This window comes from Gluconobacter roseus (assembly GCF_046058915.1).
GTDB lineage: Bacteria > Pseudomonadota > Alphaproteobacteria > Acetobacterales > Acetobacteraceae > Gluconobacter > Gluconobacter roseus_A.
The window spans coordinates 902,288-916,349 of the sequence record NZ_CP175538.1 but is presented as its reverse complement, the minus strand read 5'-3'; the positions used below and the strand labels follow the sequence as shown (position 1 = coordinate 916,349).

Genomic DNA, 14,062 nt, shown 5'->3' with positions numbered 1-14,062 from the left:
AGAGGGAACACGTCCTGCCCTCACTTCGAGACCCTGTCCCATGGCCATTACCGATCGTTCCTTTTCCCGCCTGCCGCTAATTGGCGGGGCCGTTGCCGTCCTTCTTGTCCTGGGTGTGGGCGGAGCGTTCCTGCGTCTGGGTATGACCGCCACGCCACCGGCACAGACCATGGTTCACAAGGACCTTTCGGGCGGCGCTTTTGCCACGTCCACAGCACCACAGGCCGCCCTCCCGGCCATGCCGCCCGTGCCTGCGGCCCAGCCTGCTCAGGCTCCTGCCGTGACACCGATGCCTGCGCCCGCTCCGGCCCCTGCCGCAGCAGCTCCGGCTGCCCCGGGCGCTGCACCACTGACGCCGTCGACACCGCTGCCGACGATGCCGGTCCCGAAGGCCGCTCCCGCTCAGCCCATGCCTGCTGCACCTGCGGCCCCGGCTCCCGCTCACTGACCGAGCGGCAATGGCGCGTACCAGTGACGACCGGGGAGGCGACAGGCATGTCGAGGCCTTTCTTGAAATGCTCGCCGCAGAGCGTGGCGCGGCACTGAAAACCCGGCAGGCCTACGCCTCGGACCTTGCCGATTTTGCCGCCCACTGCGCACCGGTTCCTCTCGCCGATGCGCAGGGCAGTCAGGTCCAGTCCTATCTCGCGGAACTGTCCCGCGCCGGGCTGGCGGCCCGGACCGCCGCACGACGCCTGTCCTGCCTGCGGCAGTTCTATCAATTCCTGATGCTCGAGTCGGTACGTGAGGACGATCCGACCGAGCGTCAGCAGGCTCCCAAAATCGCATCGTCCCTTCCCAGACCGCTGGATGAGGACGAAATCCGTCGCCTGCTGGAAAGCGGGACGCGCGGTCATGAAAACGAACGCCGGGACATCGTCTCCCGTGCTGCGCTGGAACTCCTCTACACGACCGGCCTGCGCATTTCCGAGCTGCTGGCCCTGCCGGCATCCTGTGTGCATGTCCGTGGTCCGATGCTTCTTGTGCGCGGCAAGGGCGGCCGGGAGCGGCTGGTGCCTTTATCCCAGAGTGCGCGGGATGCTGCGGACCAGCTCGTACATTTCGATCGCGATCTCGGCAGCCCCTGGCTCTTTCCGGGACGCAACCCGCAGAAGCACCTGACGCGGCAGGGATTCGACAAGATCCTGCTCGCCTGTGCCCTGAAAGCTGGACTGGACCCCGACCGTGTCAGCCCGCACGTTCTGAGGCATTCGTTCGCCAGCCATCTTCTGGCGCATGGTGCCGATCTGCGGGCACTTCAGATGCTGCTGGGTCACGCCGATATCGCGACCACCCAGATCTATACACAGGTCATGTCCGAACGCCTGAGACAGGCCGTGGCGGCGCATCATCCGCTGGCACGCAACGGCGCGGCCCCGGGCGACATGGACTGAACAGATCATTCCGCCTGTCGCAGGGACTGTTTCCGGACGCGCAGGCGTGCTATCGGGCTGCCCATGCGCCAATTCCTAGATTTCGAGAAGTCGGTCGCCGAACTCGAGACCAAGATCGACGAACTCCGCCAGATGGGCAGCCAGGGCAAGGACTCCGGCACCAGCGGCATCAATATCGATGACGAGATTGCCCGTCTGTCCGAGAAGGCTGACAAGCAGCTCCGCACGACCTATGCCAAGCTGACACCGCTGCAGAAAGTGCAGGTGGCCCGTCACGCCCAGCGCCCGAAGGGTCTGGATTACGTGCATCAGCTGGTAACGGATTATACGCCGCTGGCCGGTGACCGTGCTTTCGGCGACGACGACGCCATGATCGGCGGTCTGGCCCGTTTCCGTGGAGAGCCGGTCGTTGTCGTCGGGACCGAGCGTGGTCACGACACCGAAACGCGCCTGAAGCACAATTTTGGCATGGCCCGCCCCGAAGGCTATCGCAAGGCGCAGCGTCTGGTCGAAATGGCCGGTCGTTTTGGTCTGCCGATCCTGAGCTTCATCGACACCGCCGGTGCCTGGCCCGGAATTGACGCCGAAGCGCGCGGACAGGCCCAGGCCATCGCAAAATCGATCGATGTCTGCCTCAAGGCCCCCGTACCTCTGATCGTGACCGTGATCGGTGAGGGTGGTTCGGGTGGCGCCATCGCCATTGGTGCGGGCGACCGCATCCTGATGCTCGAACACTCGATCTATTCCGTCATTTCGCCGGAAGCTGCCGCATCCATCCTGTGGCGCGACTCGAAGCTGGCACCGGCCGCAGCCGAGGCGCTGAAGCTTACCGCGCAGGACCTCCAGTCCCTTGGCGTGATCGACCGGATCATCCCCGAGCCGGTCGGTGGTGCACAGCGCGCACCAGACGAGGCCGTCAAGGCCGTCGGCAACGCGATTGCGGAAGAGCTGGCCTCGCTCAAGGATCTTACGGGTCCGGCGCTGATCCAGAAGCGCCGGGACAAGTTCCTGTCCATGACCCGCACGCCTCTGCACTGAGACGTTTTCAAAAGCCGCTGCCCCTCCGCAGCGGCTTTTGTTTTTTCAGGCTGTCTGCTTGTGCGCGGGCTCGCCTGAGAGCGGTTCACGCCCATGCGCCATGATCAGATCATGCAGCGCCAGCGCGGCCTTCCCGACGGTTTCGCTATCATATCCCTTCGCCACCAGCGCTACGCCGCTGGCGCCTTCCGGAAGGTGATAGGGGTAAGACCCCAGATCAATTGTCGGAAAATTTTTCTGCAGCGTCGCCAGATCGGCCGCGAAATCGCCTTCCTTCAGCCCGGCCGCATGCCAGCTTGCGGAAACGAGCGGCGCACCTTTCTCAAACTGCGGCACCAGCCATGCGACCATCGATGCAAAGATGGATGGAACACCGGCCATGACATGCACATTGCCAATGCTGAATCCGGGTGCCACCGAAACCGTATTGAGGATCGGCGTAGATCCTTCAGGCAGATAGGCCATGCGCTGGCGGGCGGCATTGAACCGGTCTGCCCCTAGAGCGGCTTCCAGCAGGCGGAAACTCTCCTCATGCCGGACCAGAGGTGCGTTCATGGCCTTTGCAACGCATTCAGCCGTGATGTCGTCATGCGTCGGCCCGATGCCGCCGGACGTGAAAACGATGTCGAAGTCAGCACTGCAGTCACGAACGGTGCGGATGATGCGCTCTTCGATGTCGGGAATGACCCGGACTTCCATGAGCCGGATGCCCTGTTCATTCAGGGCCTGGGCCAGAACCCGTGTGTTGGCATCCTGTGTGCGTCCCGAGAGGATCTCGTTGCCAATAACAAGAAAACAGGCAGTTTTTTGAAGCATGTGTCCGCTCCTGATAGTCTTCGCCACAGAACGTAACGGGTCGCCCCGCGTTGTCGAGGAGAAACCCGGCCTGAAATTCTGTTTTCGTCAGGAGCACACATGACCAGCACCACGCTTCACCAGCCCGAATGCATCCTTGATCTGCGTGCAACGCTGGGGGAAGGGCCTGTCTGGATTGCTGGCGAGAAATCCCTGTATTTCGTCGATATCCTGGAAGCGAAAATTCACCGCTTCACGCCCTCCAGCCGTGCCCATCAGACATGGTCCGCCCCGGATCGTGTGGCGTTCCTTCTTCCTGTCGCTGACGGCACGTTCCTTGCTGGCATGCCGGACGGTCTGCGCCGTTTTGATCCGCGTACAGGCAGCTTTTCTGATCACACGATCGTGGAGGCCGAAAAGCCCCGGAACCGTCTCAATGACGGCTGTGTCGATCCGCAGGGCCATGTCTGGTTTGGCACCATGGACGATGGCGAAGAGAACCCGTCCGGCTCGATCTACAGGGTCGTGCATGACGAAAGTGGCCTGCATATCACCCATCACGACGAAGGCTATACCGTCTCCAACGGTCCCGCCGTTTCGCCGTGCGGCAAGGTGCTTTATGTCTGTGACAGCCCGGAACAGACGATCTACGCTTTTGACATCAAAGAAGATGGCGATCTCGCCAATGAGCGTGTCTTTGCCCGTCTGGATCACGGCTATCCTGACGGGATCGTGACCGACAGCGAAGGGACTGTCTGGTGTGGAACCTGGGGCGGTGGTCGTGTGGCTCGCTTCAAACCGGATGGTACGGAACTGCCACCGATTCCCATGCCCGTCACGAATGTCACGAAAGTCGCTTTCGGTGGCGATGATCTGAAAACGGTTTTCGTGACGACAGCGCGCAAGGGACTGGAAGCCGAGACGCTCGAAAAGGAACCGCAGGCCGGCTCCCTGTTCGCTTTCCGCACGGATGTTCCCGGCGTTCCGCAGCAGGTCTTCCGCCTGAACGGCTGATCTAGCCCAGAAGCTCCTGCAGAAGCGGGATCAGCGGAAGGTCAGGATCAGGCATGGTGTAGCGGCCCAGATCAGAAGCCGCGACCCATTCCAGAGCCTGGCCTTCCCGCGGGGTTGGCACACCCCGCCAGCGGCGCACCACATATAGCGGCATCAGCAGATGGAATGGCCCGGCGTTTTCGCTGACGAATGTGAACGGCGCCAGACAGGCTCCGGACAGATCAAGTCCGAGTTCCTCATGCATTTCCCGGACCAGCGCCTGTTCGGGTGTTTCGTCCCGTTCGACCTTGCCGCCCGGAAACTCCCACAGCCCTGCAAGACGCTTTCCTTCCGGCCGGCGCGCCAGAAGGATCCGTCCCTGCGCATCCAGAAGAGCCGCTGCCACAACCAGAAGTGTGCGGGGCTTTGTCTGCGGAACCACAGGAGCCGCGACGGCCGGAGCAGGGGCGGGCTCCGCATCCGGACTGTCCTGCACTCCCGCAAGAAACGTGATCCGCGTGAGTCCATACAGATCAACGGGGCATTCCTGCCCGCGGGAGACGAACCGGCGGCTCGATGTTCCGGTTTTCTGAAAGCCGAGTTTCTTCAGAACAGCGGCAGAGGCCGGATTATCCTGCGCTGCCGCCGCCGTGAGTTTTTCCAGTTTGAGGACCGTCAGGCCCCATTCCACCACCCGCTGTCCTGCCAGCGTTGTGATGCCCTGTCCCCACGCCGAGGGCGCCAGCCAGTACCCCAGAGACCCTGCGCGCCGGTCATCAGACAGCACGAGCCCCATGGCCCCGAGCAGGGTACCTTCCCGGGTGATGGCAAAATGATGGGCATTTCCCTGTGCGCTGTCCCTGCGCGTGGACTCGATCCACTCCGCCGCCAGTTCCCGTGGGTAGGGAAAAGGCAGGCTGCTGAGCATCCGCACGACGCTCCAGTCATTGACCAGACGGTGAATGGCTGGTGCGTCTTCCGGCTGCAGGGCGCGGAGAACGAGCGTCCCTGCCTTGAGGTCTGGAGTCATGTCAGGGCGTGGAACCCTGCGGCTTGTCGGACGGCTCCATCGGCACGCCACACCGTGCCAGCAGGCGACGCAGCATGTTGATGACCGGGAAGACTTCCTGGTTGTGGTCGCCGCCGAGTTCGTTCCACGCGGCCTGCTCCAGTTCCACGATGTCCCGGTCTTCCTTGAAGATCCGCTCGGTGAACGCAATCAGGAACGGCCAGGCGATGTCCAGAACCAGCTTCGCCTTCGGACGACGGATCGACAGCAGCCCGAACACGCGGCACGTCTTTTCCTCCAAGTCCTGCGGCACATAGACGATCCACAGATCCATGACCGGCGGCTCATCGCCCGTTGCGATGCGCAGCGTCTGGTACGGATATTCCGTCCGGATCGTCATGACGTCCTTGTGGGCATATTTCTCGCTGGCGTCGCGGCGCTCACCGAAAATGAATGTCTCGCCCCAGGGCTGCTTGCCACTGGTCCGCGCAAAGCTGTAGCGCGCCTCGACCAGCGTGGGCTCGTCCTTGCCACCGAGGAAGCGCGGCTTCATCTGGCCCATCTGCTTCATGTGCATGAACTGATGGTTCATATCCATCAGGTTTTCATGCATGAAACTGTAATGGCAGCCGACCGTCTCGCCAAAGCGGCGCGTCTTGTATTCGGGATTGCCCACCGATCCCAGCTGCGGAAACGGCGTGCTCTCGGCCTTTGCCGGATCGCCCGGGAAGATGAAGATCAGGCCGCCTTCCTCACGGCACGGATAGGTCCGCACACCGTTCGGAAGCTTGCCCTTGCCCAGATAGGGTACATCGATGCAGCGGCCCGACCGGCCATAGGCCCAGCCGTGATAGCAGCACTGGACCGCTTCACCGCTCACCTTGCCGAGGCTGAGCGGAACCTGCCGGTGCGCACAGCGGTCTTCCAGTGCGAAGACCGTTCCGTCCATCGGGCGGACCAGCGCGATCGGCTGCCCGGCATAGCGTGTTCCGATGGTCTTGCCGCGCTTGAGTTCGCGCGACCAGGCGACGGGATACCAGTAATCGGGATTGGAGCGGATGCGCCGCAGATCCCCGGTCTTCCGAACCACCTCTTCTACCGGGGAGAACTCACCGATATTCGGGTCGATGACGTGGTCGGCGCCCTGTGTGGCGTCAGAGGAGGCAGAGACGGTCTGCGACATGAGTATCCTGATCCAAGATGAAACCGCGACATTTTCAAATGCGCACAGAACCTAACAGGCAAAGCCCTAGTTCAGGAAGAGATCATTCGCATCATTCAGATCGCGTCTTTCCCGCAACATGCAGCAGAAAAACCACCCTTTTCGTGTCATTGAAACATCATCTTGCAGGACTGGCGCTTTTCCGGGCGGGCAGGCACGTTTAGGAGACCGCTTCCCACAGATCATAAATCCCCCATTTCGGAGTTTCGGCCACGGTGCGAACCAGATCCCTGCTTCTTTCCTCCATCGCACTGTTTGCAGTCCGTCAGTCGGCTCTGGCTGCCGATCCTCATGTCGTTCACCATCATCCGGCATCAAAGGAGAAGGCTCCCGTCACCGCATCTGCGCCGGCCGCGCAGGGTCGGAAGACTGCCGCACCAGCCTGCCACCGCATGACGGAGCTGGATGCCCATGCGACGGAAAGCGTTGCCGTTACCGGACGTCAGCTGACCGGACGTGACGCCGAGCAGGCTGTCTCGAAAGCCATCATGCGCCAGTATGTTCCGGGAACCAGCGCCTACAAGATGCTGGACCGCACGCCGGGCGTGAGCTTCACCTCCACCGATCCGTTCGGAATCGACAGCTTCGGCGCCAATCTTTACGTCCGCGGCTTCTTCATGAACCAGATGGGCGTCACGGTGGATGGCGTTCCCCTGAACGATCAGACCTACCAGTCCGTCAGTGGCATGAGCCTTGCCTCCGCCATCATTCCCGACGACATCCAATCCATGCGCATGTCGCAGGGCGCGGGTTCGGTCGAACTGCCCTCGACCAACACGCTGGGCGGTACGATCCAGATTGGCTCCTCGGACCCCGAGGACAAGCGCGGTGGCAAGGTCAGCCAGTCCTTTGGCAGCTATGGCTCCTACCGCACCTATGTCCGTCTGGACTCCGGCAAGCTGAATCCGACTGGCACGAAGTTCTACACATCGTATGCCCGCACCGATGAAGGCATGTGGATGGGGGGCGGTGACCAGTTCATGCAGCAGGTCGATGCCAAGCTTGTCCAGCCGATCAACGAACGCAGCCGCATGTCGGCCTTCTTCAACTGGTCCAGCCTGGCCCAGTGGAATTATCCGGACACGTCTATCGGCATTCTGAAGAATCTCGGCTGGCGCACGCCGCATCTCTATCCGAATTACGGTCTGGCCTACGGGATCGCCAACGGGACGAGCGCGCTGCCGGCCGGTTACGGGAATGTGCCGGGCATCGATGGCTCCAACATCGCCATGTATGACGGTGGCCAGTCCGAAACCAACTATATGGGCGGCCTGCATTTTGACCTCGCCCTGACCGATCATCTGACCTGGAACACCACGATCTACGGTCACAGCCAGACCGGCTATTACAGCTATACGGACTCGGACGATCCCTCGCCGAACGGCGCGCCGTTCTCTGAAGAAGTCTGGCAGAACCGTCAGGAGCGTTACGGCCTCGACACCAGCCTGCGCTACAAATGGGGCCGTCACACTTTCGAGGGCGGCGTCTGGTACGAGAACAACAACCAGCAGGCAGGGCTGTTTAATTACCAGCAACCACTTCTGGGACAGGGCGCACCGCTCAAGGCCGTGGGCCCCTATGATGTTTATGGCCCGGCCTTCCTCGAAGGCTACAATTTCCAGTGGACCACGAACGTCATGCAGTTTCACCTGCAGGACAGCATCCAGCTCGCCCAGGGCCTGACGCTGCATGCCGGCTTCAAGTCCATGACTGCCACCACGTCCGGCGGGGCGCAGTACAACAATGCCGACTGGACAGGCGCCGATGCCTTGCCGAACGGTTCCCTGACGGCCTCACAGGCCTTCCTGCCGCACGTCAATCTGGACTGGCACATCAACCGCCACCACGAGATCTATGTGGACGTGGCCGAGAACATGCGCGCCTATGAAGTCTCGGCTTATGGCGTGGCGAACTCGGTCTATTCCGTGCAGGATCAGGCCACGTTTCAGGCCCAGAAGAAGTCTCTCGAGCCGTCCAAGGCCTGGGTCTATCTCGGGGGCTACCGCTATACGTCGAAATACCTTCAGGCGAACGCCACCGTCTATCACGCTAGCTTGATCCATCCGATCCTGGCGGCCGCGGTCGGCTCCCTGACCAATCCAGTCTCGCAGGTCATCGATTTCGGCCACATCTCCATGACGGGTGCCAATGGTGACATCACTATCACCCCGATCGACGGCCTGAGCATCAGCAACAACCTGAGCTACAACAAGGGCACCTACGACCGGAATGTTGATACGGTCGGCGGCTATTACGCGCTGGCGGGCAAGAATATCGTCAACTATCCGGCGTGGATGTACAAAACATCCGTGGCCTATAGCTGGAAGGGCATGACGGCGCATTTCGATGCGAATTACTACAGCCGCCGCTACTACAGCTTCATGAATGACACCTCGATCGGCGGCTACTGGCTCGCCAATGCGGGGGCGCAGTACCGTTTTGGCAAGCTGAGCGTCCTCAAGGACGTCACGGCAAGTTTCAACGTCTATAACTTGTTCAACACCAAATACATCTCCATGATGGGTGAGAACGACAACCCTGCTGTTGGTGACTACCAGTCCATGGAACGCGGTCCCGTCCGCGAATTCTTCGGCACCATCAGCGCCTCGTTCTGAAGGCACACAATAAAAAACGGCGGGGACTGTGCCCCGCCGTTTTTTGATTCAAACCAACTGTTTTTCAGCCCTGCGGGATACCAATTTCGGCGCTCAGATCGCTGATGAACTGCGAGGCCACACGGCCGGACCGGCTGCCGCGCGCCATCGCCCATTGCAGGGCTTTCCGGCGGAGTTCATCGCGCGGAACCGGCAGCCTGTAATAAGCCGCATACGCTTCGACGATCGCCAGATAATCGTCCTGCGTTGCGCCATACAGCCCGATCCACAGACCGAACCGGTCCGAAAGCGAGACTTTTTCTTCAATGGCTTCCGACGGGTTAATCGCGCTGCCTGTTTCATTCTCGATCATGTCCCGCGGCATCAGGTGACGCCGGTTCGATGTCGCATAGATCAGGACGTTCTCGGGACGCCCAGCGATTCCGCCATCAAGCACGGATTTGAGCGACTTGTAGTCCGCATCCTGGCTCTCGAATGACAGGTCATCGCAGAACAGGATGCAGCGACGCTTCGTGGTGCGCAGGACGGCCAGCAGCTTTGGCAGCGAAGACAGCTCGTCACGCTGGATCTCGATCAGCGCGAGCGTACCCCCGCCCTTTGCCCGCTGCTCCTCGTTCACGGCCGCAACGGACGCCTTCACCAGTGAGGATTTGCCCATCCCGCGCGCGCCCCAGAGCATAACATTGTTGGCGCTGAAGCCTTCCGCGAAATGCCGGGTATTGGTCATGACCTGATCCATCTGCCGCTTCACGCCCTGAAGCAGTGACAGCGGTACCCCCGAAACCTTCTCCACCGGGGTCAGAACGCCCAGAGCGGCCTGCCACAGAAAGGCATCGTGCCTGTGCAAGATGTCCGCACTCGGCGGGGGCGGGCTCATCCGCTCCAGACTGTCGGCAATACGTTCGAGAACACTGAGCAGGGCATGGTCGGTCATGGAAAACGGTCCCGGAACGAAAGGGGTTGAGATCAAAAGACATCGGCGCCGTGCTTGACGGGCAGCCCCCGGACGATATGGTCCCCGCCAGCTTCACTCAAGACTGGACCCTTACATCCATGAGCAGTCTGTTCATTTCTTCCGCCCAGGCCGCCGATGGTGGTGGCCTGCTGTCCAATCCGCAGGTGCTTCAGTTCGCCCCGATGATTTTCATCTTCGTGGTGTTCTATTTCCTGCTCATCCGCCCCCAGCAGCAGCGCGCCCGCAAGCTGCGTGACGAGCAGGGCTCCTTGCGTCGCGGTGACCGGATCGTAACGGCAGGCGGTATCGTCGGCGTTGTGCAGGCCACCCGTGATGACAGCGACGAAGTGGATGTTGAGATCGCCCAGGGCGTGCGCGTGAAGATTGTCCGGAGCACGATCACGAACATCATGCCGCGCGACAAGCCCGCCAACGATTCCTGATCCGCTCTTCCAAAAGGCCCGTTCATGCAAAACGCCCCGCCCGGAAACCCGGACGGGGCGTTTTTTTATTCTGATGAACCCGGAAGGGATCAGGCAGACTTCAGCTCGGCTTCTGCGAACTCGTAGTTGGCGAGCTTGTCCAGATAGTTCGTGATGTAGTCCGGACGACGGTTGCGGAAATCGAGGTAATAGGCGTGCTCCCACACGTCGAGGCCCAGCAGCGCCTTGCCCTGACCTTCGGCCAGCGGGTTGGAGCCGTTTGCCGTCTTCGTGACAGCCAGCTTGCCGGACTTGTCCAGCACCAGCCAGGCCCAGCCCGAACCGAACTGCGTCGTAGCAGCCTGCTTGAAGAGCTTCTTGAACTCTTCGACGGAGCCGAAGTCTTCAGCGATCTTCTTTTCCAGACCGGTCGGGATCTGACCACCCTTGGGGGACAGGTTCTTCCAGAACAGGATGTGGTTCCAGTGCTGGCCTGCATTGTTGAAGACCGGAGCGATCTCGGGCTTGCCGTAGGAGAATGCGATGATCTCCTCAAGCGTCTTGCCAGCCAGTTCCGGCTTGCTCTCAACAAAACCGTTCAGCGCCGTGACATAGGCCTGATGGTGCTTGTCGTGATGCAGTTCCAGCGTTTCCTGGCACATGCCGGCACCGGCGAGAGCGTTTTCTGCGTAGGGCAGGGGGGAAGTTCAAAAGCCATGATGTCACTCCTTGGCAGAATAAGACGAGGAGACCGCCCTCAGGGACGGTCGCTCCTGCATATCGTTCTCATTTATGGGGAAGATTGGCAACGCTGTGTTCCATCGCACCGATGAGGGCCGAATAATCCTCATTTGCGTGCTGACGGTTCGAAAGGGCCAGCGCCTGATCGGCCACCGCCATGCCCGGCATGAATGCGCCGACCTTGCGTCCGGCATCGAGCAGCAGGCCCATATCCTTGGACATGAGGCGGGTCGGGAACTGGGACGGGAACTCGCGGTTCTGGCCCATCTTCAGCTTGCGCTTGTGATGCGGACTGACGACGGCGACCTGCTGTAGCGTATCGAACACGACATCGCGATCCAGCCCTGCGGCAAGTCCGTAGGTCACACCTTCCGCGATGATGTTGAGCGTCGCACCCATCACACCGTTCACGACCAGCTTCAGTCTCGCCGCCGAACCGGCAGGACCGGCATGGATCGTCAGTTTTCCGATCACGTCCAGGACCGGCTGGGCGCGCTTGACCACGGCATCATCGCCGCCGACCAGCATGACCAGATCACCCGTCTCGGCTTCAGGCGTGCTACCGGACATGGGAGCGTCTAGCAGTGAAAACCCATGTTCGGCAGCAAGCCTTGCAAAAGCGTCGGCCTGATCGGGGGAGACGGTAGACGTATCAAGGACGAGCTTGTCGGGTGTCAGTCCGGCAAGGGCACCGTTTTCACCATGAAGCGACTGGTTTTCCGCAGCATCGTTCGGCACACAGAAAATGATGACATCCGCAGCTTCCGCGATAGCGCGGGGCGAAGGCAGCATTTCCGTCTCGTCTTTGCCGCCCGACGGGGCGAACGCCACAACCGGATAACCGGCTTTCCGAAGATTGGCCCCCATCCGCTGGGCCATGGCACCGTAACCAATAAAACCGATCTTTGGACTGGACATGGAAACTGGCTCCTTGTGATGCGTTGCAACAGACTCACGCATCATGGGTGCCAGAGTTTCGCAAAATCCGGAAATTGATCATGGTGCTTTTTCACTATCCCCGTCCTCTGCCATCCGAGATCACTCCAAAGGAGATGTATCTCTCCCGGCGCAGTCTCATCGGCGGGGCTGCAGCCCTGGGTGCGCTGACGACTGCGGCGCGTGCCGCCGCGCTTCAGACGCATCCCGGACCCTATTCGGGGAGCCTCACGCCAACGCCTCACGATGACGTGACCCACTACAACAACTTCTATGAATTTGGCATGGACAAGGGCGACCCGGCTGCACATTCGCAGGACTTTCATCCCCTTCCATGGACGCTCGAAATCACCGGGCTGGTCCGAAAGCCTATTCGGCTGGATATCGACCAGCTTTTGCATTCTCCGGCGATTGAAGAACGCATCTACCGCATGCGCTGCGTGGAAGCCTGGTCCATGGTGATCCCCTGGGATGGCATTCCGCTTGCGTCCCTTCTGAAGGACGCGGATCCGGACCCCAAGGCCACACATGTCGCTTTCGAGAGCGTCCTGCGACCATCAGAAATGCCCGGCCAGAACGAAGGTCTTTCAGGCATTCAGTGGCCCTATGTCGAGGGATTGCGGCTGGACGAAGCCATGAACCCGCTGACCCTGCTGGCGCTCGGAATCTATGGGGAAACCCTACCCAATCAGAACGGTGCCCCCATCCGCCTTGTTGTTCCGTGGAAATACGGCTTCAAGGGCATCAAGTCGATCCAGCGCATCCGTCTGCTGGACCATGAGCCACCAACGACGTGGAACAGACTTGCTGCGGATGAATATGGCTTCTACGCCAACGTCAATCCACAGGTCGATCATCCCCGCTGGAGCCAGGCGACGGAGCGCGTTATCGGGTCACACTCCCTGTTCGGTGCCACGCGACAGCCGACCATGATGTTCAATGGTTACGGTGAGCAGGTCGCAGATCTGTATCGCGGCATGGATCTGCGGAAAAACTTCTGATGCCGGCTGACGGAGCGCACGTCATTTCTCTCGCTGGCGCAAAGCTGAAGAAGCACTGGCGTGTGGTTTTTTATCCGCTTGGCATGACGCCGGCGGTCTGGCTTGTCTGGCAGGGTCAGCACGGCGCACTGGGCGCGGATCCGGTCAATGTTTTTGAGCGGTCACTGGGCCTGTGGGCTTTCCGTTTTCTGCTTGTCTGTCTGGCTCTCGCACCACTAAGGCGTTTGACTAGCCTGAACCTGCTCCGTTACCGGCGCCTGACCGGCCTGCTGGCCTTTTTCTATGCCAGCCTGCATCTGCTGGCCTATGCCGGACTGGACCATGGATTTGACTGGGCCGTGCTGTGGACGGATGTCACGCATCGCTATTTCATTATTTTCGGAATGAGCGCGCTCGTCATGCTCATCCCGCTGGCGCTGACATCCAACATGTTCTCCATGCGTCTGCTAAAGCGACGCTGGAAGCTCCTGCACAGTCTGATCTTTCCCGCCGCTGTTCTGGCCGGAATACATTTCTTCCTGTCCTTCAAGACGTTGAACAGCGTCTCAGCACCATATCTCGCCGCCTTGGCTGTCATCCTGCTGAGCCGTTTTCTGCCACGTTTACAGGCAGGAAACAGACCCTAGGCAACAGGTTATTCAGCAAAGAGTTCAGGCTGTTGGACGTAATGCCGCGCGGATCTTGGGGGAGAGTTCCGTCAGCGCCGAACGACGCTGGGCCAGAATGTCGGACGGGAAGGGCTTTGTCGGGAAATGACACCCATCTGCCAGAAGCAGTCCATCGGGCAGGTGGGTGATTTCGCCGGGCCGGAAATCAAGTCGCGAAAGCGGAATTCCACAAGCGCCCAGAACGGCAATATGGGCGCTGATCCCGAGTGTCAGGACCAGCTTGAGTTTGTGCATGTTCTGCAGCTCTTTACAGAGCGCAGTGCTGCAGGTTTC

Annotated in this window: 14 protein-coding genes and 1 pseudogene; 8 read left to right on the top strand and 7 right to left on the bottom strand. The window is 60.7% G+C overall.

The window, feature by feature from the left end; translation table 11 throughout:
- The first annotated feature begins 40 nt into the window (after positions 1-40).
- From ACJ2A4_RS04310 to ACJ2A4_RS04300, 3 genes are all read left to right on the top strand, one after another.
- Positions 41-448 carry a hypothetical protein gene (locus ACJ2A4_RS04310; protein WP_408873749.1) on the top strand — a complete coding sequence of 136 codons (408 nt, stop codon included), beginning with the start codon at positions 41-43 and terminating at the stop codon, positions 446-448.
- Between the two features lie 10 nt (positions 449-458).
- A complete protein-coding gene (locus ACJ2A4_RS04305; RefSeq protein ID WP_408873748.1) occupies positions 459-1,394 on the top strand; it encodes a tyrosine recombinase in 936 nt (311 codons plus the stop codon).
- Positions 1,395-1,457: 63 nt separating this feature from the next.
- Positions 1,458-2,432, top strand: coding sequence for an acetyl-CoA carboxylase carboxyltransferase subunit alpha (locus tag ACJ2A4_RS04300; RefSeq protein ID WP_408873747.1), 975 nt, complete (start codon positions 1,458-1,460; stop codon positions 2,430-2,432).
- Between the two features lie 45 nt (positions 2,433-2,477).
- On the opposite strand, the gene ACJ2A4_RS04295 is transcribed toward ACJ2A4_RS04300, so the two are convergent.
- Positions 2,478-3,248 carry a competence/damage-inducible protein A gene (locus tag ACJ2A4_RS04295; RefSeq protein WP_408873746.1) on the bottom strand — a complete coding sequence of 257 codons (771 nt, stop codon included), beginning with the start codon at positions 3,246-3,248 and terminating at the stop codon, positions 2,478-2,480.
- Positions 3,249-3,347: 99 nt separating this feature from the next.
- Between ACJ2A4_RS04295 and ACJ2A4_RS04290 the strand changes: the two genes are divergently transcribed.
- Complete coding sequence (locus ACJ2A4_RS04290) at positions 3,348-4,241, top strand: SMP-30/gluconolactonase/LRE family protein (RefSeq protein ID WP_408873745.1); 894 nt, start codon at positions 3,348-3,350, stop codon at positions 4,239-4,241.
- Position 4,242: 1 nt separating this feature from the next.
- Here the strand turns inward: ACJ2A4_RS04290 and ACJ2A4_RS04285 are convergent, their stop codons facing one another.
- Positions 4,243-5,250: a bifunctional GNAT family N-acetyltransferase/(deoxy)nucleoside triphosphate pyrophosphohydrolase gene (locus tag ACJ2A4_RS04285; protein ID WP_408873744.1), complete on the bottom strand. Its 1,008-nt coding sequence runs from the start codon at positions 5,248-5,250 to the stop codon at positions 4,243-4,245.
- Between the two features lies 1 nt (position 5,251).
- Positions 5,252-6,412, bottom strand: coding sequence for a Rieske 2Fe-2S domain-containing protein (locus tag ACJ2A4_RS04280; protein ID WP_408873743.1), 1,161 nt, complete (start codon positions 6,410-6,412; stop codon positions 5,252-5,254).
- Between the two features lie 254 nt (positions 6,413-6,666).
- Between ACJ2A4_RS04280 and ACJ2A4_RS04275 the strand changes: the two genes are divergently transcribed.
- Positions 6,667-9,066: a TonB-dependent receptor gene (locus ACJ2A4_RS04275; RefSeq protein WP_408873742.1), complete on the top strand. Its 2,400-nt coding sequence runs from the start codon at positions 6,667-6,669 to the stop codon at positions 9,064-9,066.
- Positions 9,067-9,130: 64 nt separating this feature from the next.
- Here ACJ2A4_RS04275 and ACJ2A4_RS04270 read toward each other — a convergent pair whose 3' ends face one another.
- Positions 9,131-10,000, bottom strand: a complete 870-nt coding sequence (locus ACJ2A4_RS04270) for an ATP-binding protein (RefSeq protein WP_408873741.1) — start codon at positions 9,998-10,000, stop codon at positions 9,131-9,133.
- A 119-nt stretch (positions 10,001-10,119) separates the two neighbouring features.
- Between ACJ2A4_RS04270 and yajC the strand changes: the two genes are divergently transcribed.
- Complete coding sequence (gene yajC, locus ACJ2A4_RS04265; RefSeq protein ID WP_024716829.1) at positions 10,120-10,464, top strand: preprotein translocase subunit YajC; 345 nt, start codon at positions 10,120-10,122, stop codon at positions 10,462-10,464.
- Between the two features lie 89 nt (positions 10,465-10,553).
- Here the strand turns inward: yajC and ACJ2A4_RS04260 are convergent.
- Together ACJ2A4_RS04260 and ACJ2A4_RS04255 are read right to left on the bottom strand one after the other, a co-directional pair.
- Positions 10,554-11,161 (bottom strand): annotated as a pseudogene (locus tag ACJ2A4_RS04260) (superoxide dismutase).
- 68 nt (positions 11,162-11,229) lie between these two features.
- Positions 11,230-12,102: an NAD(P)-dependent oxidoreductase gene (locus ACJ2A4_RS04255; RefSeq protein WP_408873740.1), complete on the bottom strand. Its 873-nt coding sequence runs from the start codon at positions 12,100-12,102 to the stop codon at positions 11,230-11,232.
- A gap of 80 nt (positions 12,103-12,182) precedes the next feature.
- Here ACJ2A4_RS04255 and msrP point away from each other — a divergent pair, with 80 nt between their 5' ends.
- The gene (gene msrP / locus ACJ2A4_RS04250) at positions 12,183-13,121 is read left to right on the top strand and encodes a protein-methionine-sulfoxide reductase catalytic subunit MsrP (RefSeq protein ID WP_408873739.1); all 939 of its coding nucleotides are present in this window, start codon (positions 12,183-12,185) and stop codon (positions 13,119-13,121) included.
- Positions 13,121-13,747 carry a protein-methionine-sulfoxide reductase heme-binding subunit MsrQ gene (gene msrQ, locus ACJ2A4_RS04245; RefSeq protein ID WP_408873738.1) on the top strand — a complete coding sequence of 209 codons (627 nt, stop codon included), beginning with the start codon at positions 13,121-13,123 and terminating at the stop codon, positions 13,745-13,747. Before msrP ends, msrQ begins: the two co-directional genes overlap by 1 nt.
- A gap of 24 nt (positions 13,748-13,771) precedes the next feature.
- Here msrQ and ACJ2A4_RS04240 read toward each other — a convergent pair whose 3' ends face one another.
- Positions 13,772-14,023, bottom strand: coding sequence for a hypothetical protein (locus ACJ2A4_RS04240; protein WP_408873737.1), 252 nt, complete (start codon positions 14,021-14,023; stop codon positions 13,772-13,774).
- Positions 14,024-14,062 lie beyond the last annotated feature (39 nt).

Bases quoted from the DNA above. Each gene is read 5' to 3' on its own strand.
- ACJ2A4_RS04310 (WP_408873749.1), top strand. From the start codon at position 41: ATGGCCATTACCGATCGTTCCTTTTCCCGCCTGCCGCTAATTGGCGGG.
- ACJ2A4_RS04305 (WP_408873748.1), top strand. From the start codon at position 459: ATGGCGCGTACCAGTGACGACCGGGGAGGCGACAGGCATGTCGAGGCC.
- ACJ2A4_RS04300 (WP_408873747.1), top strand. From the start codon at position 1,458: ATGCGCCAATTCCTAGATTTCGAGAAGTCGGTCGCCGAACTCGAGACC.
- ACJ2A4_RS04295 (WP_408873746.1), bottom strand. From the start codon at position 3,248: ATGCTTCAAAAAACTGCCTGTTTTCTTGTTATTGGCAACGAGATCCTC.
- ACJ2A4_RS04290 (WP_408873745.1), top strand. From the start codon at position 3,348: ATGACCAGCACCACGCTTCACCAGCCCGAATGCATCCTTGATCTGCGT.
- ACJ2A4_RS04285 (WP_408873744.1), bottom strand. From the start codon at position 5,250: ATGACTCCAGACCTCAAGGCAGGGACGCTCGTTCTCCGCGCCCTGCAG.
- ACJ2A4_RS04280 (WP_408873743.1), bottom strand. From the start codon at position 6,412: ATGTCGCAGACCGTCTCTGCCTCCTCTGACGCCACACAGGGCGCCGAC.
- ACJ2A4_RS04270 (WP_408873741.1), bottom strand. From the start codon at position 10,000: ATGACCGACCATGCCCTGCTCAGTGTTCTCGAACGTATTGCCGACAGT.
- yajC (WP_024716829.1), top strand. From the start codon at position 10,120: ATGAGCAGTCTGTTCATTTCTTCCGCCCAGGCCGCCGATGGTGGTGGC.
- ACJ2A4_RS04255 (WP_408873740.1), bottom strand. From the start codon at position 12,102: ATGTCCAGTCCAAAGATCGGTTTTATTGGTTACGGTGCCATGGCCCAG.
- msrP (WP_408873739.1), top strand. From the start codon at position 12,183: ATGGTGCTTTTTCACTATCCCCGTCCTCTGCCATCCGAGATCACTCCA.
- msrQ (WP_408873738.1), top strand. From the start codon at position 13,121: ATGCCGGCTGACGGAGCGCACGTCATTTCTCTCGCTGGCGCAAAGCTG.
- ACJ2A4_RS04240 (WP_408873737.1), bottom strand. From the start codon at position 14,023: ATGCACAAACTCAAGCTGGTCCTGACACTCGGGATCAGCGCCCATATT.